This window comes from Paraclostridium dentum, assembly GCF_012922555.1.
Lineage (GTDB): Bacteria > Bacillota > Clostridia > Peptostreptococcales > Peptostreptococcaceae > Paraclostridium > Paraclostridium dentum.
Genome location: NZ_WIPK01000201.1, coordinates 1 through 315 on the forward strand (window position 1 = coordinate 1; position 315 = coordinate 315).

Annotated in this window: 1 protein-coding gene; it reads left to right on the top strand. The window is 55.2% G+C overall.

The features are described from left to right. The first annotated feature begins 5 nt into the window (after positions 1 to 5). A complete protein-coding gene (locus GFJ41_RS21360; protein ID WP_112777999.1) occupies positions 6 to 299 on the top strand; it encodes a 60S ribosomal protein L37 in 294 nt (97 codons plus the stop codon). The last annotated feature ends 16 nt before the right edge of the window (positions 300 to 315 follow it).

Sequence of the window (315 nt, forward strand, 5' to 3'; positions counted from 1 at the left end):
AAAAGATGACGAAGGGTACGTCGTCTTTTGGAAAGCGGCGCAATAAGACGCACACTCTGTGCCGCCGCTGCGGCTCCAAAGCCTATCACCTGCAGAAGTCTACATGCGGCAAGTGCGGGTACCCTGCCAAGCGCAAAAGAAAGTATAACTGGAGTGCCAAGGCCAAGAGGCGCAGCACCACCGGAACCGGCCGTATGAGACACATGAAGGTTGTGTTCCGTAGATTCAGGAATGGATTCCGTGAAGGAACTGTCCCCAAACCCAGGCGGGCAGCAGTGGCTGCATCCAGCTCCTCATAATGCGTGCTCCCAATAA